Source organism: Pseudomonas sp. CF161, from assembly GCF_000416215.1.
Lineage (GTDB): Bacteria > Pseudomonadota > Gammaproteobacteria > Pseudomonadales > Pseudomonadaceae > Aquipseudomonas.
Window position 1 is genome coordinate 215495 of sequence record NZ_ATLP01000089.1, and the last position, 18419, is coordinate 233913.

General features: G+C 62.4%; 19 protein-coding genes. 10 read left to right on the top strand and 9 right to left on the bottom strand.

The window, feature by feature from the left end:
- Positions 1-440: 440 nt before the first annotated feature.
- Together eco and CF161_RS18195 are read left to right on the top strand one after the other, a co-directional pair.
- Positions 441-926, top strand: a complete 486-nt coding sequence (eco, locus tag CF161_RS18190; protein WP_020298057.1) for a serine protease inhibitor ecotin — start codon at positions 441-443, stop codon at positions 924-926.
- 67 nt (positions 927-993) lie between these two features.
- Positions 994-1299 (top strand): NIPSNAP family protein, encoded by a 306-nt coding sequence (locus CF161_RS18195; protein ID WP_020298058.1) that lies wholly within the window; start codon positions 994-996, stop codon positions 1297-1299.
- Here the strand turns inward: CF161_RS18195 and ilvA are convergent, their stop codons facing one another.
- The 3 genes from ilvA to CF161_RS18210 all read right to left on the bottom strand — a co-directional run bounded on the left by ilvA (position 1300) and on the right by CF161_RS18210 (position 5091).
- Positions 1300-2325, bottom strand: coding sequence for a threonine ammonia-lyase, biosynthetic (gene ilvA / locus CF161_RS18200; protein ID WP_020298059.1), 1026 nt, complete (start codon positions 2323-2325; stop codon positions 1300-1302).
- Between the two features lie 242 nt (positions 2326-2567).
- Complete coding sequence (locus CF161_RS18205; protein WP_020298060.1) at positions 2568-3497, bottom strand: magnesium transporter CorA family protein; 930 nt, start codon at positions 3495-3497, stop codon at positions 2568-2570.
- Between the two features lie 7 nt (positions 3498-3504).
- On the bottom strand, positions 3505-5091 hold the full coding sequence (locus tag CF161_RS18210) for a RimK family protein (protein ID WP_043229749.1): 1587 nt from the start codon (positions 5089-5091) through the stop codon (positions 3505-3507).
- Between the two features lie 92 nt (positions 5092-5183).
- Between CF161_RS18210 and CF161_RS18215 the strand changes: the two genes are divergently transcribed.
- On the top strand, positions 5184-6305 hold the full coding sequence (locus tag CF161_RS18215; RefSeq protein ID WP_043229800.1) for a GNAT family N-acetyltransferase/peptidase C39 family protein: 1122 nt from the start codon (positions 5184-5186) through the stop codon (positions 6303-6305).
- Positions 6306-6329: 24 nt separating this feature from the next.
- Here the strand turns inward: CF161_RS18215 and CF161_RS18220 are convergent, their stop codons facing one another.
- Both CF161_RS18220 and CF161_RS18225 read right to left on the bottom strand, forming a co-directional pair.
- A complete protein-coding gene (locus tag CF161_RS18220; protein ID WP_020298063.1) occupies positions 6330-7481 on the bottom strand; it encodes a PQQ-dependent sugar dehydrogenase in 1152 nt (383 codons plus the stop codon).
- Between the two features lie 64 nt (positions 7482-7545).
- Positions 7546-7908 (bottom strand): hypothetical protein, encoded by a 363-nt coding sequence (locus CF161_RS18225; protein ID WP_020298064.1) that lies wholly within the window; start codon positions 7906-7908, stop codon positions 7546-7548.
- Between the two features lie 216 nt (positions 7909-8124).
- Here CF161_RS18225 and CF161_RS18230 point away from each other — a divergent pair, with 216 nt between their 5' ends.
- Together CF161_RS18230 and ligD are read left to right on the top strand one after the other, a co-directional pair.
- The gene (locus CF161_RS18230; protein WP_020298065.1) at positions 8125-9027 is read left to right on the top strand and encodes a Ku protein; all 903 of its coding nucleotides are present in this window, start codon (positions 8125-8127) and stop codon (positions 9025-9027) included.
- Positions 9028-9073: 46 nt separating this feature from the next.
- Positions 9074-11596, top strand: coding sequence for a DNA ligase D (gene ligD / locus CF161_RS18235; protein ID WP_020298066.1), 2523 nt, complete (start codon positions 9074-9076; stop codon positions 11594-11596).
- Positions 11597-11649: 53 nt separating this feature from the next.
- Here the strand turns inward: ligD and lpxO are convergent, their stop codons facing one another.
- The gene (gene lpxO, locus CF161_RS18240) at positions 11650-12549 is read right to left on the bottom strand and encodes a lipid A hydroxylase LpxO (RefSeq protein WP_043229751.1); all 900 of its coding nucleotides are present in this window, start codon (positions 12547-12549) and stop codon (positions 11650-11652) included.
- On the opposite strand from lpxO, the gene CF161_RS33170 reads away from it, so the two are divergent.
- The 4 genes from CF161_RS33170 to CF161_RS18255 all read left to right on the top strand — a co-directional run bounded on the left by CF161_RS33170 (position 12451) and on the right by CF161_RS18255 (position 14850).
- On the top strand, positions 12451-12930 hold the full coding sequence (locus tag CF161_RS33170; RefSeq protein WP_177326787.1) for a hypothetical protein: 480 nt from the start codon (positions 12451-12453) through the stop codon (positions 12928-12930). The genes lpxO and CF161_RS33170 overlap by 99 nt on opposite strands.
- Complete coding sequence (locus tag CF161_RS18245) at positions 12923-13627, top strand: alpha/beta fold hydrolase (protein WP_020298068.1); 705 nt, start codon at positions 12923-12925, stop codon at positions 13625-13627. Before CF161_RS33170 ends, CF161_RS18245 begins: the two co-directional genes overlap by 8 nt.
- 38 nt (positions 13628-13665) lie before the next feature.
- Positions 13666-14085 carry a hypothetical protein gene (locus tag CF161_RS18250; protein ID WP_020298069.1) on the top strand — a complete coding sequence of 140 codons (420 nt, stop codon included), beginning with the start codon at positions 13666-13668 and terminating at the stop codon, positions 14083-14085.
- Between the two features lie 210 nt (positions 14086-14295).
- Positions 14296-14850 (top strand): SMI1/KNR4 family protein, encoded by a 555-nt coding sequence (locus CF161_RS18255; RefSeq protein WP_020298070.1) that lies wholly within the window; start codon positions 14296-14298, stop codon positions 14848-14850.
- A 72-nt stretch (positions 14851-14922) separates the two neighbouring features.
- Here the strand turns inward: CF161_RS18255 and CF161_RS18260 are convergent, their stop codons facing one another.
- Complete coding sequence (locus tag CF161_RS18260) at positions 14923-15327, bottom strand: hypothetical protein (protein WP_020298071.1); 405 nt, start codon at positions 15325-15327, stop codon at positions 14923-14925.
- 175 nt (positions 15328-15502) lie between these two features.
- Entirely contained in the window at positions 15503-16135 is a 633-nt protein-coding gene (locus CF161_RS18265) for an ankyrin repeat domain-containing protein (RefSeq protein WP_020298072.1), read from the bottom strand.
- A gap of 513 nt (positions 16136-16648) precedes the next feature.
- On the opposite strand from CF161_RS18265, the gene CF161_RS18270 reads away from it, so the two are divergent.
- Positions 16649-17506, top strand: coding sequence for a hypothetical protein (locus CF161_RS18270; protein ID WP_020298073.1), 858 nt, complete (start codon positions 16649-16651; stop codon positions 17504-17506).
- A 68-nt stretch (positions 17507-17574) separates the two neighbouring features.
- Here CF161_RS18270 and CF161_RS18275 read toward each other — a convergent pair whose 3' ends face one another.
- The gene (locus CF161_RS18275) at positions 17575-18375 is read right to left on the bottom strand and encodes a GNAT family N-acetyltransferase (RefSeq protein ID WP_020298074.1); all 801 of its coding nucleotides are present in this window, start codon (positions 18373-18375) and stop codon (positions 17575-17577) included.
- Positions 18376-18419: the final 44 nt, after the last annotated feature.

The window sequence follows — 18419 nt, forward strand, 5'->3', positions numbered from 1 at the left end:
ATCCGGGCCGTGTCTTGACCTTCCATGAAGACAGGGCCAACTCCAAGACTAGGCCGCTTTCCCGCTCCCGCTAAATTCTATTTCGCTCTGAGCTCCACGCTTTTTACCCAGGATTGCAGGTATCGATCCATTTGGAGGGATGGCCCTGCGAAAGGCTGTTTCCGGGTGTGACACAGAGATCAGGCTTGAGGGTATGAGAAGCACGGAACATGCCCACGACGACCGCCGGCCATGCCTAGGACAATCAAGGGCTTGGGCCTTAAATATCATTCCGACATCATGCAATCTGCAACAAAGGCTCCATCGCGCCCTGCAAATTGCCAGACCGCAGACGGACGGTTTGCATTGCCCCAGCGCAGCCGGTAAGAATGCCTGGCCCGGGCCCCGGCCCTGATCCACGCAAATGAGTGGATCTTTCTTTTTATCCGCAAGGAGGCGTCATGCGCTCGACACCCATCCATTCCGCCGGCATTGCCCTGTTGCTGTGGGGTACTGCCTCAATGGCCACCGCCGCCAAACTCGAAGACGTTGCCCCCTACCCCAAGGCCGAATCCGGCTTCAGCCGTCAAGTCATCCAGCTGCCCCAAAAAAACCAGGAACAGGACTACAAGGTCGAGATCCTGGCGGGCAAGACCCTGACCGTGGATTGCAACCAGCAACGCCTGGGCGGCAACCTGCAAGAGCAAACCCTCGAGGGTTGGGGCTATTCGTACTACCGCCTGGAGCAGGTGACGGGGCCCATGACCACCCTGATGGCCTGCCCCGATGGCAAGAGCCATCGCGCGTTCGTCCCGGTGATCGGTGACGGTTTCATGCTGCGCTACAACAGCAAGCTGCCCATCGTGATCTACACGCCCAAGGACGTCGAAGTGCGCTACCGGATCTGGAGCGCCGGGAAAAAAGTCGACCGCGCTCGTGTCGAGTAAGTCGGCTGCCGGCGCCGCAGCCCCCTGACCGATTCAGGTCCCCGTCGAATTTCAAGGATTGCCGAACATGATTACCTGCCATGTCAAATACGTGATCGACCCTTACCAACTCGCCGAATTCGAGGCCTACGCCAAGACCTGGATCGAGGTGGTCGAGCGCCTCGGTGGCACCCACCACGGCTATTTCCTGCCGTCCGAGGGCGCCAGCAATATCGCCTACTGCCTGTTCAGCTTCCCGTCCCTGGCCGACTACGAAAGCTACCGCCACATCGCCCTCACCGACCCGCAAAGCGTGGCCCTGGTGGATTCGCTGCTGGAGAAGAAATTCATCCTCAGCTACGAACGCAGCTTCATGCGCCCGCTGCTGGCCTGATCAGGCCGGCACGGCATTGCCCAGGGCCACGCGCTGGGCAATGCCGCCCAGGCTGTCGAAGTTGATATTGGCCCCCGAGTCGATGGCGACCAGGGTTTGCCCGCGCACCTGCCGCTGCGCCACGTAGCGCTTGATCCCGGCCACAGCCAGGGCGCCGGAAGGCTCGGTGATCGAGCGGGTATCGTCGTAGATGTCCTTGATCGCGGCGCAGAGTTCATCATTGCTGACGGTCAACACCTCATCCACATAGTGACGGCAGATCTCGAATCCATGGGCACCGACCTGGGCCACCGCGACCCCATCGGCAAAAGTGCCGACGCTGGGCAAAACCACCCGCTCCCCGGCCTTGAGCGCCATTTGCAGGCAATTGGAGTGTTCGGACTCCACGCCCACGATGCGCACCTCGGGGCGCAGGTACTTGACGTAGGCGGCAATCCCGGCGATCAGCCCGCCCCCACCCACCGGTACAAAGATCGCATCCAGCGCCCCGGGCTGCTGGCGCAGGATCTCCATGCCCACGGTGCCCTGCCCGGCGATCACGTCCGGGTCGTCGAACGGTGAGACAAAGGTGCGCCCGGTCTGCGCCGCCAGCTCCAGGGCGTAGGCCAGGGCAAACGGAAAGCTCGGCCCGTGCAGCACCGCTTCGGCCCCGCGACTGCGCACCCCGATCACCTTCAGCTCCGGGGTCTGGGTGGGCATGACGATGGTTGCCTCGATGCCCAGCTCCCGCGCCGCCAGGGCCACGCCCTGGGCGTGATTGCCCGCCGAGGCGGTGATCACCCCGCGCTGGCGCTGGGCCTCGCTGAGCTGTGCCAACTTGTTGTAGGCGCCGCGGATCTTGAAGGAAAAAGTCGGTTGCAGGTCTTCGCGCTTGAGCAGGATCTGATTGCCCAGCGCCTGGGACAGGGCCGGCGCCCGTTGCAGCGGCGTGCGCACCGCCAGGTCATAGACCGGCGCCGCGAGAATTTTCTTCACATAGCCTTCAAGCAGCCCGAGTTGCGGGTCCTGGCGGTTGGCGCGGGTCATGGGAGGTCTCCTGGGTGGTGTTCGAAGCCCGGAAGACAGAGAGAAAAAACCCGCCTCCAGGGCGGGTTGGGTGCAGTCGTCAGCAAGCCCGCCAATAAGGAATGGCGGTAATAATGCTTGGCTGGGAACGGAATGCTGGGGAAGTCATGCACGGAAATTACCCGGCAAAAGGCTGACCCGTCAATGGACATTTCTCCACTAATCCGCGCTTTATCTGAATAAACCCCTGGATAAATCCATGCTCAAGGGGTTTTCGCCAGCCGCTTCAGCCCCAGCACCATGGCCCCCGCCCCCAGGCCCATGGCGCTGAGAAACAACGGGTACGACACCCACCACGGCGTGCCCGCCGTCATCATGCTGAACTCCGACATGCCGCCGATGCTGGCCAGCAGGTTGAGCGGCAGAAACACCACGTTGATCAGCGTCAGCTTGCGCAACAGGCTGTTCATGTTGTTGTTCATCAGGTTGCCGCGGGCATCGATCAACCCGGAGAACACCGTGGAATAGATCTCCGCCTGCTTGTAGCACTGGTTGTTTTCGATGATCAGGTCGTCGATCAGGCCCACCGCCTGGGGGCTGAAATGCTCCTTCTCGGCGTGGTTGCGCAACCGGGTCAGCACCGCGCCGTTGCTGTGGATCGCGTTGATGTAATAGATCAGGCTCTCGCTGAGGTTGAACATCTGCACCAGGTGGCGGTTTTCCATGGAGGCGTTGAACTGCTGCTGCAACTCCCGGGCGACCATCTTGATCACCTTCAGGTGCCCCAGGTAGTGGTGAATATTGCCCAGCAGCAGGTCCAGTAGTACATCCAGCGGCGTGTGCAGGGCCTGGCGCTGGCCCAGGCCGTCGAGCTGGCCGTCGTCGGTGGCGATCACCAGCAGGCGATCCGGCGAAAACAGCAACCCGCAGGACGACACCTCGAACGCCAGGCTGCCGCCACCGGAGTAGTTCTCCGGGCGCTTCCAGATCAGGAACAGGTTGTCGGGATGAAACTCGATGCGCGACACCTCGTCCGGGTCCAGGGCCGAGGCCAGGGCATGCTCATCGAGCTTGAACGCGCTGTGCAGCAGGTCGCGCTCGCCCAGGTCGGGGTTGCAGAACAGCATCACTTCGGCGTCCAGCCGCTGCACGGGCAGCAGGCGCCCCTGGGCCAAGCGGTAGCTCTGGATCATCGCGACCTCACCAGGCCTGGCCGCGACGCTTGAGCTCCAGGCGTCGGACGAACTCCTCCAGCACCAGGGAATACAGGTCGTCCTGCAGGTAGGCGTCTTCGATGCCGGCGTCCATGTTCGGGTTGTCGTTGACCTCGATCACCACCACCTTGTCGCCGGACTGCTTGAGGTCGACCCCATACAGGCCGTCACCGATCAGGTTGGCGGTCTTCACCGCCAGCTCCACCACCGCTCGCGGCGCCTCGTGCACCGCCAGGGTCCGGCACTCGCCGTTGATGTCCTGGCCCTTGGCCTTGTGGTTGTAGATCTGCCAGTGGCCCTTGGACATAAAGTACTGGCAGGCAAAGATCGGCTTGCGGTTGAGCACGCCGATGCGCCAGTCGTACTCGGTGTAGAAAAACTCCTGGGCCAGCAACAGCACCGAATGCTCGAACAACTCGGCCGTGGCCTCCAGCAGCGCCTGCTGGCTTTCGACCTTGATCACCCCACGGGAGAAACAGCCGTCGGGGATCTTCAGCACCAGCGGGAAGCCCAGGCGCTCGCCCACGCGCTCGAAATCCTGCGGTCGCTCCTTGTACAGAATCTCGGTGGCCGGCATGCCCAATTGATGGCTCTTGAGCAGGTCGGTCAGGTACACCTTGTTGGTACAGCGCAGGATCGACGCCGGGTCATCCATCACCACCAGCCCTTCGCTCTCGGCCTTTTTCGCGAAGCGGTAGGTGTGGTTGTCGACACTGGTGGTTTCGCGGATCAACAAGGCGTCGTATTCGGCCAGGCGTGAGTAATCCTTTTTCTCGATCAGCTCGACATCGATGCCCAGCCCCTTGCCGACCCGGATAAAACGTTCCAGGGCCAGGGCGTTGGACGGCGGCAAGGCTTCCTGCGGGTCATGCAGGATCGCCAGGTCATAACGGGCCATGCGCCGCGAGCGTGGCAGGCGCCAGATCTTGCGGCTGAAACTGTCCAGGGCATTGGCGAATTGATCTTCCTGATCGTCGCGCACTTTATGCAAAGTGCCGGACTTGACCCCTTCAATGTGCCAGCCGTTAGTTCTCTTGAACTCAACTAAGAGTATGGGACAGGGAAACAACTCGAATAACTGACGCGCCAGATCCTGCAATGGCTCGATACTGCTTTTGCCGAAGTACAAGGTCAGGGTAAAGGCTTCAGTGTCACTGTAAGCATGATTACTCAGGGCCTTTTCCAGGGTTTTATCCAGGTCATCCAAGGCCAGGCCATACAGCGATTTACGGGTCAACTCGCTGATGGTTCGCACCGAAGGAATCACCCGATGGCCCCGCGCCTCGGCCAGCAACGAGCAGTAGTAACCATGGCCCAGGTACTTGTAGCTGCGGCACAGGTTGATCACCTGAACCCGCTTGCCCGGCTCGTTGCCCCGGGTTTGCTCAAGATATTCCTGAGCCGTGACCAGGTCTTCGCTGGGGAAGTAGGAAGCCCAGTCTTCCTTGCGTTCGACAATAATAACCAGCTGGCTGGAAGTTCTAGCCGCCTCGGAAAAATAAGCAGTTGTCGTTATTGTTTCCGGCAAACTTTGCTCGGATACTTCACGCCATTGACCCTGTACCGCTGACATAGTGATTGATCCGCTGAAGAACAAGACCGTTTCTATTAAGCATGAAGTTTTTTAAAAGTCCCGTTTCATTACGCAACTTTTACGGCGGTTATATGGATCTTGTCTTTCGCACTGCAACCCTCGACGACCTGCCCAGTCTGCTGGCGCTGGAACAGCAATGTTTCACCAGCGATCGGCTGACGCCGCGCAGCTTCCAATGGATGATCAGCCGGGCCCACGGCCAGTTGATCGTCGCCGAACACCTGGGAAGCATTCAGGGCTACGCCCTGGTGCTGTTTCATCGCGGCACTTCGCTGGCACGCCTGTATTCCATTGCCATCGCCGTGCAGGCACGGGGCCGGGGCCTGGGGCAGCGCCTGCTGCAAGAGATCGAGGCACGGGCCCTGGCACATGACTGCGCCTACCTGCGCCTGGAGGTGCGCAGCGACAACCCGTCGGCAATTGCCCTTTACGAGCGCAACGGCTATCGGCGCTTCGCCCTGATCCACGACTATTACCAGGACCACGCCGACGCCCTGCGCCTGGAAAAACGCATCCTGCAGCACCGCGAAACCCGCAACATCCGCGTGCCCTACTACCCCCAGACCACCGACTTCACCTGCGGCCCGGCCTGCCTGCTGATGGCCATGGGCGCCCTGCAGCCCGGCCGGCTGCTGGAGCGCCGCGAAGAACTGCAGATCTGGCGTGAGGCCACCACCGTGTTCATGACCGCAGGCCACGGCGGCTGCAGCCCTCAGGGCCTGGCGCTGGCGGCCTGGCAGCGGGGTTTTCGGGTGCGGTTACAGGTCAATACCGTGGGCCCGCTGTTTCTCAACGGCGTGCGCGACGAGGGTAAAAAGGACGTCATGCGCCTGGTGCACGAAGAGTTCTGCGCGCAACTGGCCCAGAGTTCGGTGCAGCAAGTGCTGGGCGGACCGCTGGACCTGCCGCGCCTGCTGCACGACGGCGGGCAGCCCCTGGTGCTGATCAGCAGTTATCGCCTGACCCGCTCCAAGGCGCCGCATTGGGTGATGGTCACCGACTGTGACTCGGACTTTGTCTACCTGCACGACCCGGACATCGACCACAGCCAGCATCGCCAGGCCGTGGACTGCCAGCACTTGCCGGTGAGCCATGCCGAGTTCGCCAAGATGTGCAGCTTCGGCAGCAGCAAGCTGCGGGCAGCGGTGGTGCTGTACGCCCCGCCCGGCACAGGCGCCGGAGGCCAGCCGTGAGCCTGGCCTGGGCGCTGCTGGCAGTCAGTTCAGGCCGACGCGGTACAACCCGCCCTTGTCCTCGTCGGTCAAGACATACAGGTAACCGTCCGGGCCCTGGCGCACATCGCGGATGCGCGCCTTGAGTTCGCCGAGCAGGCGCTCTTCATGGACCACCTGCTCACCGTCGAATTGCAGGCGAATCAACTCCTGCGAAGCCAGGGCGCCGATAAACACGTTGTGCTGCCAAGCTTTGAAGCGGTCACCGTCATAGAACGCCATGCCGCTGATGCCCGGGGACTTCTCCCAGACATGGTGCGGGGCCACGGTGCCCGGTGCGCTCTGCCCCTGGGCCTCGGGGATCGGCTGGCCGGAGTAGTTGATGCCGTGGGTCGCCAGGGGCCAGCCGTAGTTCTTGCCGCGCTCGATGATGTTGATTTCATCGCCGCCCTTGGGCCCGTGCTCGTTCTCCCACAAGGTGCCGCTCCAGGGATTGAGGGCCGCGCCCTGGGGATTGCGGTGGCCGTAGGACCAGATTTCCGGACGCACGCCGCTCTGGCCGACGAAGGGGTTGTCGTCCGGCACCTTGCCGTCGGCAAAGAGGCGCACGACCTTGCCTTGCAGCTTGTCCAGGTCCTGGGCGGTCGGCCGATCGTTGTTTTCACCGAGGGTGATAAACAGGTAGCCGTCACGGTCGAACACCAGCCGCGAGCCGAAGTGATTGCCCGTGGAGAGTTTGGGTTCCTGGCGGAAGATCACCTGGAACCCCTCCAGGCTCTTCAGGTCACTGGACAGCCGGCCACGGCCCACCGCCGTGCCGGCAGTGCCGCCTTCGCCACCGCCCTCGGCGTACGACAGGTAGACCATGCGGTCCTGCTTGAAGTCCGGCGACAGCACCACGTCCAGCAGGCCGCCCTGGCCCTTGGCCCAGACTTGCGGCACGCCGGTCAGTGGCGCCGATACCCGGCCGTCGGCGTTGACCAGCCGCAGATGACCGGGGCGCTCAGTCACCAGCATGCCCTGGCTGTCCGGTAGGAAGGCCAGGGCCCAGGGATGATCGAGGTTCTGGGTGATCGGGGTCACGCTGAGGGTGCCCTGCTCGCTGGCGTATTGCTGCGCGGTGGCAGCCGAGGCGGCGGGTACGGTGGTCAGGAAAACACTGGCGCAGAACGTGGCCAGGAGAGTTTTACGCAACATGCACTATTCCTTCCGTTGCTTGAAAGTCCGGCGCGCCAAGGACCGTCAACGTCCTCGGCAGCGCTCAGCGTCTGTCATTCGATTGAGGGTCACGGCTACCGGGTTGGGGCTGCGGATTGGCTCTGGGCGGGGTGCCGGTGCGTGGGTAGCCGTTGCCGATGCCGCCGTTTTCCAGGGTCGGTGGACGCGGCACCGGAACGGTGTTCGGCCCGCGAATGGCCGGGGCACTGGGTTGGGTGCCCTGCATGCTATTGGGGTTGGCCCGGCGCGTCGGGCTGTTGTAGGGGTTGTCGTTGCCGCTATTGGGCAGGCTCTGCGCCAGCAATAATCTCGCTTCGCCAGCAGTGGCCTGTGGCGCGGCCTGCAGCGTGGCGCTGGCACATGCGGCCAGGGTGAGCGCGGCCAGGCATCCCATCAGTCTGTTCATAGGGCCCTCGTTGATAGCAAGCAGATATCAGTTTCGAGTCCACGCTACGCCCGGGGTTCGCCTTTGTTAATTAAATAATCCGTCAGAACATGTAACACCGAATATCCGGAGCCGCCCGGGTCCGAGAATCATCCGGGAATCGCCGCGCGTTATTGGGCGAAACTTTTGCCGAACGCCGCAGGTCACCTGAAGACTCACACTGCAGAGGCGACGACCATGGCACGGGCAATCTGGAAGGGCGCGATCAGTTTTGGTCTGGTGCATATCCCGGTGGCCCTGGTGTCGGCCACGGCGTCCCACGGGGTCGACTTCGACTGGCTGGATCAGCGCAGCATGGACCCGGTGGGCTACAAGCGCGTGAACAAAGTCACCGGCAAGGAAGTCACCAAGGAACACATCGTCAAGGGCGTGGAATACGAGAAAGGCCGTTATGTGGTGCTCAGCGAAGAGGAAATCCGCTCGGCGCACCCGCTGTCGACCCAGACCATCGATATCTTTGCCTTCGTCGACAGCCAGCAGATCCCCCTGCAAAACATCGACACCCCGTACTTCCTCGCTCCGGATAAACGCGGCGGCAAGGTCTACGCGCTGCTGCGCGAAACCCTGACCAGCACCGACAAGGTCGCCCTCGCCCACGTGGTGCTGCACACCCGCCAGCACCTGGCGGCACTGATGCCCCTGGAGTCGGCGCTGGTGCTGGTGATGCTGCGCTGGCCGGCCGAGGTGCGCAGCCTCGACGAACTCGAACTGGGGGCCGACGTCACCCAGCCGCAGTTGGCCAAAGGTGAACTGCAAATGGCCAAGCGCCTGGTGCAAGACATGAGCGCCGACTGGGAGCCCGAGCAGTACCGCGACAGCTTCGAGGACAAGATCAACGCCCTGGTGGAGAAGAAGGCCCGCGCCGGCAAGATCGAGGACGTCGAGACCCAGGCCGGCGAGGAGCAACGCAAAAGCGCCGACATTATCGACCTCACCGAAATGCTCAAGCGCAGCCTCGGCTCGCGGCCCAGCGTCAAGGCTTCGGCCAAATCCGCCACACCGGCCACCCGGCGCGCACCGGCCAAACCCGCCAGCAAGAAAGCCCCCAGCAAAAAGTCCACGCACAAGACCCGCGCCTGAACCTCGCCCGAACCTCGCATAGGCGCGCAGCACAAGGTAGTCCGTCATGGCCAGACCCCTGAGTGAATACAGCCGCAAACGCAATTTCGACATCACCTCCGAGCCCTCGGACGCGCCGTCGGCCAAGGACAGGCAGGGGGCCTCGGCCTTGCGTTTCGTGATCCAGAAACACGATGCACGCAACCTGCATTACGACTTTCGCCTGGAGCTGGGCGGCACCCTGAAAAGCTGGGCGGTGCCCAAGGGCCCGAGCCTGGACCCGACCCAGAAACGCCTGGCCGTACAGGTCGAAGACCACCCCCTGAGCTACCGCGATTTCGAGGGCAGCATCCCCGCCGGCCAATATGGCGCCGGCGATGTGATCGTCTGGGACCATGGCGTGTGGCAGCCCCATGGCGATCCGCAGGCCGGCTACCAGGCTGGGAAGCTCAAGTTCCGCCTGATCGGCGAGAAGCTGGCAGGTGACTGGGCCCTGGTCCGCACCCATTTACGCGGCAGTGGCGACAAACAGCAGTGGCTGTTGATCAAGGAAAACGACGCGCAAGCCCGCCCCGCCGATGAATACGATGTCCTCCAAGACCTGCCTAAAAGCGTGATCAGCCAGGCCACGGTCGGTGCCGGCCGGAGTACGCCCAAGTCCGCGCCCAAAGCCAAACAATCCACGCGCGCCACAGCGGCCGCCACGGCCCTGCCCGAACGCCTGGCACCGCAGCTGGCGACCCTGGCTGAACAGCCACCCAACGGCGACTGGCGCTACGAGATCAAATTCGACGGCTACCGGATCATGGCGCGGATCGAAAAAGGCCAGGTGCGCCTGCTGACCCGCAACGGCCATGACTGGACTCCGCGCCTGCCGTTGCAGGCCAAGGCCCTGGCGGCGCTGAAGTTGCGCGACAGCTGGCTGGATGGCGAGGTGGTGGTGCTCAACGACAAGGGCCTGCCGGACTTCCAGGCCTTGCAGAGCGCCTTCGACATCGGCCGCAGCCTGGACATTATTTACTACCTGTTCGACGCGCCGTTCCTGCAAGGCGCCGACCTGCGCCAGACACCGCTGGAAGAGCGTCGAGCCCTGCTCAAACAGGCCCTGGGGCGCAAGAACAGCAAGCTGCTGCGTTTCTCCGAGGCCTTCGCTGCCCACCATCAGGATATTTTCGAGAGCGCCTGCGCCCTGTCCCTGGAAGGGGTGATCGGCAAGCGCGCCGGCAGCCCCTATGTGTCGCGGCGCAGCCCGGACTGGATCAAGCTCAAATGCCGCCTGCGCCAGGAATTCGTGATCATCGGCTACACCCGCCCTCAAGGCTCGCGCAGCGGCTTTGGTGCGTTGCTGCTGGGGGTGTACGCCACGTCCGGGCTGGTCTACGCCGGGCGCGTGGGCACCGGGTTCAACCAGGCCATGCTCAAACAGCTGCACGGTCAGATGCAGCCACTGGAGCGCCCTGCCTCGCCCCTGGCCAAGCCACTGACCGCGGCCCAGGCCCGGGGCGTGCACTGGATCGAACCGCAACTGGTGGGCGAAGTGGAGTTTGCCGAGTGGACCCGTGAAGACCTGGTGCGCCAGGCCGCCTTTATTGCCCTGCGCAGCGACAAACCGGCGACCCAGGTGGTTCGCGAACAGGCGCCAGCCCCCAGGGAGCAACAAGCCCCAGCGGACAACAGCACCCCGAGCCAGCCCCCGGACAGCGTCGCCGGGGTGCGCATCACTCACCCGGAACGGGTCATCGATGCCCGCAGCGGCACCACCAAGCTTGAGCTGGCCCAGTTCTACCAAAGCATCGGTGACTGGATCCTGCCCCACCTGCGGCGGCGCCCGGTGTCCTTGCTGCGAGCCCCCGAAGGGGTCGAGGGCGAGCAGTTCTTCCAGAAACACGCCGAACACCTGGCCATCCCCCACATCAAGCACCTGGACCCGGCCCTGGACCCCGGCCATGCACGCCTGATGGAAATCGACAGCCTGCCGGCGCTGATCGGTGCCGCGCAGATGGGCACGGTCGAGTTGCACACCTGGGGCGCTACCACCGAGCACATCGACACCCCGGACCAGTTTGTCCTGGACCTTGACCCGGACCCGGCCCTGCCCTGGAAAACCATGTTCGAAGCGACCCAGTTGACCCTTTCAGTGCTCGACGAACTGGGGCTGCAGGCGTTTCTGAAAACCAGTGGCGGCAAGGGCATGCACCTGATCGTGCCCCTGGCGCGGGTCCATGACTGGGCCACGGTCAAGGCCTTCGCCAAGGCCATCGCGCACTTTATGGCGCAGCAGTTGCCTGAGCGGATCAGCGCCACCATGGGCCCGAAGAACCGCGTCGGGAAAATATTCGTCGACTACCTGCGTAACGCCCGTGGCGCCAGCACCGTGGCGGCCTATTCGGTCAGGGCCAGGCCCGGCCTGCCGGTGTCGGTGCCCATCAGCCGCGATGAACTGCCAGGGTTGCGCAGCGCCCAGCAATGGGACATCCGCACCCTCTGGCAACGCCTGGAAACCCTCAAGCACGACCCCTGGGCCGGCTATGCCCATCGGCAGCGGATCAGCGCAAAAATGTGGCAGCAACTGGGCGCCAGTCCCCCCTGAGACGAGGGGCGGCAGCGGCGCCTGCAGCGAGGGTGCAGGCGCCCGGGGCGGGGTCAGATCAGGATGAACAGCAACAGCAGGCCGCCGAAGATGGCCCACTTTTCCAGGTAATAGCGCGTACGGTTGCGCTTCTTCAGCTGTTTGCCGCGCAGGCGGATCTTGTACAGCTTGTTGAAGGCGCGATTCAGGCCACCGGTCTTGTCCCCGGCATCGTTGGGCGAGCCGGCAGCGGCCATCACCGTGCGGCTGAACCAGGCATTGAAGGCCGCGACCCAGCGGTACTTCATCGGCCGCTCGACGTCGCAGAACAGGATGATGCGATTGTGCGGGGTGGTGTTTTCCGCGTAGTGGATGTAGGTCTCGTCGAACATCACCGCTTCGCCGTCACGCCAGGAGTAGCTCTCGCCGTCGACATTGATGTAGCAGCCATCATCGTTCGGCGTGTCCAGGCCCAGGTGGTAACGATAGGAGCCGGCGTAAGGGTCGCGGTGGCGCACCAGCTTGGAGCCCGGCGGCAATTCGGCAAACATCGCGGCCTTGATCGAGCCGATGCCTTGCACCAGTTCGGTGGTGCGCGGGCAGAGCTTCATCGCCGACGGGTGACTGTCGCCATACCACTTGAGGTAGAAGCGCTTCCAGCCACTTTTGAAAAAGGAATTGAAGCCCAGGTCGTTATAGGTGTCCGAACGCTTGATCTCCCCTGCCCTGAGCAGGTTCTGGCCTTCGGCGCGAATTTCTTCCCAGTGCTCCTGCAACGCCTGCAATTCGGGGAATTGGGCCGGGTCCAGGTAGGGACGGTTGGGGTTCTTCGAAAACAGGTAGAGCAAGCAGTTGATCGGGGCCAGGAAGCTTGAGTGATCACTCAGTTGGCGGCCCAGCTTATGGCGCACACGCCCGCGCAGGTGGACGTAGGCGATAGAGAGAACATAAACAGCAGCAATAATGAGTTTCACGGAAATCGTCACACGTCAGAAAAGAAAATGCCGCGCCCCTGCAAACCGATGGTTGAAGGGCAAATTGCAGCGTCTGAATTAAAAAAGCGCAGTCTGCAGGCAGGTTATGGAACCGCCTCACTCATTGGCATCTGGCCATTGGTTGGCAATTTAGCCACATTCTGTAACCAAAAGTTAACTCAAAATTGTGAAAAACTGCGCTGCCGAACCCCCATCGGTCACCCGCCTGTGCATCGCCCCCAAGGCTCCGGGCGCGATCGTCAATGTGCGGCGCGCGCCTTGCCCGGGAAGCGTTTCAGCCTGTTATGCTGCGCGCGCTCGACGCCCACCCGCGAGCGCCTGCAACAACCGCCCGCAAAGGACCGCGATACCCATGACTGATACCCTCGCACCGGCGCTGATCCTGCTGCCCGGCATGGACGGCACCGGAGAGCTTTTTCAGCCGCTGCTTGCCGCCCTGGATGGGCGCTTCGAGGTGATTGTGCTGCGCTATCCAAGCGACCAGCCCCTGGACTACCCGGCCCTGGAATCCCTGGTGCGCCAGGCCTTGCCCCAGGCGCGACCGTTCGTAGTGCTCGGCGAGTCGTTTTCCGGCCCGATCGCCGTGGCCATTGCCGCCACGAACACGCCACTGCTCAAGGGCCTGGTGCTGTGCTGCACCTTCGTGCGCAATCCGCGACCCCGCCTGGGACGCCTGAGTTTCCTGCTCAAGCTGCTGCCGTTGGCCCGGGCACCGCTGGCGCCGATCAGCAAAGTCCTGCTCGGCCGCTTCGCCACGCCGGCTCTGCGCCAGGCGCTGGCCAAGGCCGTGGCCCAGGTCGCGCCACGGGTGATGCAGGCCCGGCTCAAAGCGGTGGTGGAGGTGGATGTCAGTCAGGCACTGGCTGCCAGCCGTGTCCCTGTGCTGTACCTGCGGGCCGGCCAAGACCTTCTGGTGCCGGCCAGCGCCAGCGAAACGGTGGCACGCCTGCGGCCGGACGCGCAGATCGTCACCCTCGACGGCCCCCATTGCCTGCTGCAGGCTGCCCCGGACCAGGCGGCGCAGCACCTGACACGCTTTCTGCAATCGGTGTCCTGAACCCACCCATTGCGCCACCCGCTTGAAGAGCCCCCTTGATGAAGCCCGGAAAAACCGCAGTCGGTGACATTGTCTTGATTCCCCTGGCCCAGGGCTTTCGGCCGGCCAAGGTCCTGTATGTGTCGCAGCGCTACAAAGACACCCTCCTGCTTGGGCTCTACGCCACGACCGTCAACTCAGTGCACATGCCCGCGGACCTGCCGGACGGCTTCGGCCTGACGCTATACACCTCCAAAGCCCCCATCCGCACCGGACGTTGGCTGCAGGTCGGCAACCAGGCACTCACCGCCCCCCAACGCGGCCTGGATCGCAGAATCGTCGCCAACGAGCTGTGGCAGGGGGATGAGCATCTGGGGCCTGCGTCAGCCCAGGACCAGCTCGACCTCCCGCAGATGCTGGTCATGGGCGCCGGTCTGGTGGAAAAAAAGGCCCAGGCCCTGCTCGCCACTGCGGGCTGAGCGCTCTCCCCCACCTCAGCCGACACCAGGCTCTGGGGCTGCTCACCGATCAGCCCCGGAAACGAGCCGACGACGATAGCGCCGCGAACTTTCGCTGGGTTGTCATGTTTAATACGCGGATTGATTCGGTCCGACGGGTACGCTCGACAGGCGGTGCCGCAGACCCATGCCGTGACTCCCCATTCCCAGGCCGCCCCAGGAGCTTTCCCGATGGACATCAATTGGCACTCGCTATTGCCCAACCTAAAGCGCGAGCCCGCAGCCACGCAGGACGATATCGACCAATTGCTGGCTGACTTGTCCCGGCCGATCCAGGCCGACGAGCGCCGTTCGATCCTCGACGCGCAGCGTAACCCCTGGCCCGTGAGCCACGCCCTGCACCCAAGCTGGACGCCGATCGACCCCAGCGCCTGGCCCATGCCCGGCGCGGCCCAGGCAACGAGCTGGCTGGCGTTTCTGGCATGGTCCAATGGCGGGCTGGTCACCCAGGGCGAAATGGAATTCTGTTTTTTTGGGACCCGAGAGGTGCGCGAATTCCTGCTGGCTTACCAGTTCCCCGAGTACATGCCCCAGGCGATCCCCCTGGGGCTGGATGGGGCCGGCAACTTTGCAGTGCTGGATGTGCGCGAACCCGCTCCCCACGCCGAATACCCTGTACTCGTGGCCTCTGCGGGCAATCTGGGTTTCGAGGACGCACGCTGTCTGGCCTCCAGCTTCGAACTGTTCTGCCAACGCACCGAATCGGTTGAAAGTGCGCTGGACTGAAGTATCAACCGCTGAAAATGGCTGGGCGCCCCTACTCTTACGGATCAGCAAGGGACGGTTGATCAGTTGTTCTCAAAGGGTAATGGAGGTCGCCGGATAGAACAGCGTGTTAAGCACGAAAAGAATCATCCAGAAACCGATTTCCAGGGTTTCGGTAATAGGCTGAATGCGTTTCAGCGCACCGTAGACATGCACCACAAACATCAAGGCGAAGACCACAAACAGAATATCGAAGGCATAACTGAAACTGGTGCCAGTGGTCGCGGAACGCAGCATGGCAACTTCCACCACCAGAATAAAAGCCCCCAGGCAGCGGCCAAAGTAAATGGCCAGATGCTGGTGTTCAGGAATGGTCCAGCGCATCGCCCGGGCCCAGGCGATGGGCGCGATAAAGATCGGCAGGGCAAAAAACAGCGTAGTGACGATCATCAAGGTGGTGATGTAATGCTGACTGTATTGCGCGTAATAACCGAGCATCCCGAGATTCCTTATCGTTGAAGATCACCCCCGAAGGGCAGAATCGCAGAATTACAGCCGCAATTAACGACGTCCAATGTATTCAGGCCGAACGAGACCAAAGAGCGTGCACCCGGGCAAATAGTCGTAGTACCGAAGGTGCATTAGAGGACTGTATTTGGCCATGTTCCTCTCGCTACTTGCGCAATTGAAGCGCCGCCGCTGGAAGTAGATCTTCTTCAATCCACCGCGCCAGTGTGGGCCGATTGATAGCTCGCGCGGTTTGCGCTAAATATTCCAGTTCCTCACTGCCCAAGATGAGTCCATGGCTCAGGATCAGTTCAAGCCCAGCCATTGCATCCCGCTCTTGCCCCATACAAATAACCGCTTGTCGTGCAGGGGTCAGCCCGTTGCGGGCGGCAGATGAAAGACTGGCCCCATTGTCGATCAATCGTTTTACACGCTCGATGTGCCCGAACTTCAGCAGCATTGAGAGCACGGTTATTCCATGGTCATCCGCTTGATCGACACTGTTGTGTTTTCTGTACCAGGCCAGTACCCATTCAAACACCGAATCGTCATGTTCCAACGCCACGCGATGCAGCAGATTGCCTCCTCCAAGATGACTTCTTTGAAACAGATCAACTTTATTCGCCGCCAGAAACTCAAGGCACTCGATAGAGTCAGCCACATAAAACAACATGGGCAGATCGTTATAGGACTCGCTGCGTTTCAGACGTGGTAGCAAGCGCTCCATTGCCCCTGTATCGCCGTTAACCAGGGCGTCGCCGGCTTCAAAGAGATCCACTATCAACACTTCATCCATCATCGATCGCTACCTATCAGGCATAGAGGTAAATCCAGTTGCACCACCGGCCGGCCACAGGCTAACCAAAGGACTTATGTTCGCTGTTGCACGTCATCGTTTGGCAAGTCGATGGCGTCCGCCTTGGGTGAAAGCAACTTGCCGAGCAATGTCTTGAATCCAGGGGCGGTCGCCATCCTCAGGACTGACAGCGCGTGACCTGACCGTCGTTTGGCTGCCGGGCACGGTGAAATAGGCCGTATACACATCCAATGGCAGGCGCCGAACCTCATCGCCGAACACCCCATTGCGTGTCGCCGAACCGATGCCCTCGGCCACGTGACCAGATCCTAGACCTGCTCATTAGAGTCCCTCCCCCCTCAGCCCGCAACAACCGCACAATTGCCATTTGCCAGCATCTTGTCGGTTATAAAACCCTGCCTATATGATCGCGCCTCAGTCAATAGGCACCGGCTTTGGTCCAGCGCCTGATGCTGCTCCAGGCTTTTTCGCAGGCTCTACAAGGATGTTGAAACGATGAAAATCAAGATGGCGCCACAGTCGCGCAAGGACGCTGGCCTGGGCCAGGTAGTGGCCGCTTGGGTCCTGGCCGCGGTGACCCTGGCAGCGCCTGCGCTGGTTCAGGCCAAGGACGCGCCGATTCCCCCGGGCGCAGTGCTCAGCGTGATGGAAAACATCCAGTTCGACGATCAGGCCGACACCGGGGAACTGGAGGACGGCGCTGTTGCGACCTTCTGGTACGGCCATGAGCTCGACCTCGACGGCAAGCACTACTACACCGCGTTTGTCTGGCATACCCGGGACAGCGCCGCCCGCCAGGGCGAGGACTTCGCCGCACCCGAGGTCCAGGTCAGGCTGGCAGAGGCGACATTCGAGCGCACTCATCCGGGCCAGACTCAGGCCTATACCTTGCGCTACATCGAACGCAAGATCGGTTTCTTCGGCGCCCGGGAAAAACCGGAGGACGTCGACCCCGCTCGCCCTGCCCTGGAACACCGCACAGCCGATGGCCGCCTGCTGCTGGCCGTGCCGACCTCGACCTTCGACAGCGGCGTCATCTTCAACGGCTACACGCTGTTCGTATTCAATCCGAAAAAAACCGAGGATGACAACGGCTGGATCTGGACCTTTATCGGCCAGGTGCACACCGGCGAGGACAACTCGGCTGCGTGCGACGAGGGCGCCGTGATGCCTTGCACCTTCAGCAAGGGCGAACTGAGCTTTGTCGACGGCCAGGGCGCTATGCCGCAGGTGAAAGTCACGGTCAGCGGTACCACCTTCGATGGCCCGGACAGCACCCGCCCCCTGGCTGCCGCCGACAACCTGACCTATGTCTACGACGGCCAGAAAAGGCAATACATCAGCAACCAATGAATCGTCCCGGTGGGGTGACAAGGCCTTGAATGGCGGGCGAAGCCCTCCACTTCAGCTCGCGACCACTCTCAGGTATCAGCCAGGCGGTACAGCGCTTGCGCATGGGACGGCATCAGGCCGGCGCGTTGCAGATTGCGCCGGCTTTGCGAGCTGGCCAGCGCCGTCGCGGCGATGATACGGCAGCCATGGGCCCTGGCCTGCTCTATCCGATGGGAAATCAGGGCGCCGTGATAGCCAGCGCCCCTGGCTGATTTACGGGTGGCGGCCGTGCCCAGGTAGGCAACGCCATGGTCGGCGAGGTACATCAAGGCACCCGCCACCACCTGGCCTTGGGCCTTGAGCACGTAGATTTTCATGCGCTCATCCGGCCCATGCCCCGCAAAAGAGGCTTGAGACAGCTCCCGCAGCTCAGGTTTGGTGCGAAAACCGCCGGCATGAACCTCGGCGAATTCGGCCAGCGTCTGCGGCGTAACCTCTTCGATTTCAAAGGGGTGACGGTTCGCGACCCCGTTGTCGATGGCGCAGGCGAATTGCAAATGCGTCCAGCCCTTCAACTTCTCCAGGCGTGCGCCGGCTAGCTCGGCGTAAGGCTGCATTGCGGGGGCTTTGCCGATCAGCGGGGTGACGGTCGAATAGGCTGCCGACGCCTTGAGCAAACTCAAGACGGCCTGGGATTCGCCCGGATGGTCGCCGTAGATGCGATTGAACATCGGGCTCGGCGTGCCCTTCACGTAAAAGCACGCCGCGTCGCCGTTGGAGAAAATCCGGGCCCCGTAGGGGTTGCCCTCGATCCTCAGCAGGTTCTCGACCCGTGCACACAAGTACTGCCGTTCTGCGGCTTCGATCTCGTGAGCCAATCCACTATCCATATGCATCTTCCTTTATCGGGGGCTTTGCTGAAGAGGCCGCGCAG

What these genes read in the sequence shown, in the direction of transcription:
- CF161_RS18265 (WP_020298072.1), bottom strand. Translation starts at nt 16,135, where the DNA reads ATGATGGATGAAGTGTTGATAGTGGATCTCTTTGAAGCCGGCGACGCC.
- CF161_RS18205 (WP_020298060.1), bottom strand. Translation starts at nt 3,497, where the DNA reads ATGATCCAGAGCTACCGCTTGGCCCAGGGGCGCCTGCTGCCCGTGCAG.
- ilvA (WP_020298059.1), bottom strand. Translation starts at nt 2,325, where the DNA reads ATGACCCGCGCCAACCGCCAGGACCCGCAACTCGGGCTGCTTGAAGGC.
- CF161_RS18275 (WP_020298074.1), bottom strand. Translation starts at nt 18,375, where the DNA reads ATGGATAGTGGATTGGCTCACGAGATCGAAGCCGCAGAACGGCAGTAC.
- CF161_RS18270 (WP_020298073.1), top strand. Translation starts at nt 16,649, where the DNA reads ATGAAAATCAAGATGGCGCCACAGTCGCGCAAGGACGCTGGCCTGGGC.
- CF161_RS18250 (WP_020298069.1), top strand. Translation starts at nt 13,666, where the DNA reads ATGAAGCCCGGAAAAACCGCAGTCGGTGACATTGTCTTGATTCCCCTG.
- CF161_RS18255 (WP_020298070.1), top strand. Translation starts at nt 14,296, where the DNA reads ATGGACATCAATTGGCACTCGCTATTGCCCAACCTAAAGCGCGAGCCC.
- CF161_RS18195 (WP_020298058.1), top strand. Translation starts at nt 994, where the DNA reads ATGATTACCTGCCATGTCAAATACGTGATCGACCCTTACCAACTCGCC.
- CF161_RS18230 (WP_020298065.1), top strand. Translation starts at nt 8,125, where the DNA reads ATGGCACGGGCAATCTGGAAGGGCGCGATCAGTTTTGGTCTGGTGCAT.
- CF161_RS18220 (WP_020298063.1), bottom strand. Translation starts at nt 7,481, where the DNA reads ATGTTGCGTAAAACTCTCCTGGCCACGTTCTGCGCCAGTGTTTTCCTG.
- CF161_RS18260 (WP_020298071.1), bottom strand. Translation starts at nt 15,327, where the DNA reads ATGCTCGGTTATTACGCGCAATACAGTCAGCATTACATCACCACCTTG.
- CF161_RS18245 (WP_020298068.1), top strand. Translation starts at nt 12,923, where the DNA reads ATGACTGATACCCTCGCACCGGCGCTGATCCTGCTGCCCGGCATGGAC.
- CF161_RS18215 (WP_043229800.1), top strand. Translation starts at nt 5,184, where the DNA reads ATGGATCTTGTCTTTCGCACTGCAACCCTCGACGACCTGCCCAGTCTG.
- CF161_RS18210 (WP_043229749.1), bottom strand. Translation starts at nt 5,091, where the DNA reads ATGTCAGCGGTACAGGGTCAATGGCGTGAAGTATCCGAGCAAAGTTTG.
- ligD (WP_020298066.1), top strand. Translation starts at nt 9,074, where the DNA reads ATGGCCAGACCCCTGAGTGAATACAGCCGCAAACGCAATTTCGACATC.
- eco (WP_020298057.1), top strand. Translation starts at nt 441, where the DNA reads ATGCGCTCGACACCCATCCATTCCGCCGGCATTGCCCTGTTGCTGTGG.
- CF161_RS18225 (WP_020298064.1), bottom strand. Translation starts at nt 7,908, where the DNA reads ATGAACAGACTGATGGGATGCCTGGCCGCGCTCACCCTGGCCGCATGT.